1 rRNA gene is annotated in these 1,741 nt (G+C 49.6%); it reads right to left on the bottom strand.

Features of this window, described 5'->3' with window-relative positions:
- A 23S ribosomal RNA gene (locus tag BUB48_RS17415) occupies positions 1-1,644 on the bottom strand; the annotation flags it as partial.
- Between the last annotated feature and the right edge of the window lie 97 nt (positions 1,645-1,741).

Here is a 1,741-nt window from a genome sequence, read left to right as displayed (position 1 = left end):
GGTTTGCGGTACGGGCACCTCTAATTCTCGTTAGCAGCTTTTCTCGGCAGTGTGAAATCGGATGCTTCGTTACTCTAATTTCACTCCCCATCACACGTCAGCCTTATCGCCATGCGGTCTTTCCTACATGGCAGCCTTCGTGCTTGAACACGGTAAACCAACTCCGTGCTCATCCTATCCTCCTGCGTCACTGCTTCCTCCAAACGAATTAGGGTGGTATCGGAATTTCAACCGATTGTCCATCGGATACGCTTCACGCCTCTCCTTAGGTCCCGACTTACCCTGAGCGGACGAACCTTCCTCAGGAAACCTTAGACTTTCGACGGTTAAGATTCTCACTTAACTTTCGCTACTTATACCAGCATTCTCTCTCCTATACAGTCCACTGCTCCTTCCGGTACAGCTTCTGCCCATATAGGACGCTCCCCTACCCATCTTTCGATGCCATAGCTTCGGTACCAAACTTTAGCCCCGGACATTTTCGGCGCATGACCACTTGACCAGTGAGCTATTACGCACTCTTTAAATGAGTGGCTGCTTCTAAGCCAACATCCTGGTTGTCTTCGTAGTCACACATCCTTTTCCACTTAGTTTGGATTTGGGGACCTTAGCTGATGGTCTGGGCTCTTTCCCTCTCGACCACGGATCTTATCACTCGTAGTCTGACTCCCAATGAGCAAATCTTCGGCATTCGGAGTTTGATAGGGTTCGGTAACCGCAAGGCCCCTAGCCCATTCAGTGCTCTACCTCCGAGATTCTCCATTGAGGCTAGCCCTAAAGCTATTTCGGGGAGAACCAGCTATCTCCGAGTTCGATTGGAATTTCTCCGCTATCCACAGCTCATCCCCCGTTTTTTCAACAACGGTGAGTTCGGGCCTCCATTTTGCTTTACCAAAACTTCACCCTGTCCATGGATAGGTCACCCGGTTTCGGGTCTGCAACAGCTAACTTAACGCCCTATTCAGACTCGCTTTCGCTTCGGCTTCAGACCTTTAGTCCTTAACCTCGCTAACTATCGCAACTCGCTGGTCCGTTCTACAAAAAGTACGCGGTCACACCTAAATGTGCTCCCACCGATTGTAGGCATACGGTTTCAGGTTCTATTTCACTCCCCTCCCGGGGTTCTTTTCACCTTTCCCTCACGGTACTATGCGCTATCGGTCACCAGGTAGTATTTAGCCTTGGGAGGTGGGCCTCCCTGCTTCCCACTAGGTTCCTCGTTCCTCGTGGTACTCTGGATCCCGGCCTCAGTCCCCAACTTTTCGCCTACAGGATTTTTACCTTCTATGATTGAGCTTTCCAACTCTATTCGGCTAAGTCTTCAACTGATTACGCCGGTCCTCAACCCCAGCAAGGTTTCCCTCACTGGTTTGGGCTCTTCCCCTTTCGCTCGCCGCTACTTAGGGAATCGATGTTTCTTTCTTTTCCTCGGGGTACTTAGATGTTTCAGTTCCCCCGGTCTACCCTCATACAGCTATTTTATTCACTGTATGATACCTGAGCATTACCTCAGGTGAGTTCCCTCATTCGGATATCTGTGGGTCTATGCCTATTTGCGGCTCACCACAGCTTTTCGCAGCTTGTCACGTCCTTCTTCGGCTCCTGGTGCCAAGGCATCCACCATATGCCCTTACTAGCTTGATCATATCGTGCTTCCTCAGCTTGTAGTACAGTATCTTCTCTAATACTGTTACCTCTTTTTTTCTTTTATCTCAGTATTGTGCAGTTTTCAAGGTGCATT

It is taken from the genome of Lutispora thermophila DSM 19022, assembly GCF_900142105.1.
GTDB lineage: Bacteria > Bacillota > Clostridia > Lutisporales > Lutisporaceae > Lutispora > Lutispora thermophila.
The sequence above is the reverse complement of the archived record's forward strand: the minus strand, read 5'-3'. Positions and strand labels throughout refer to the sequence as shown.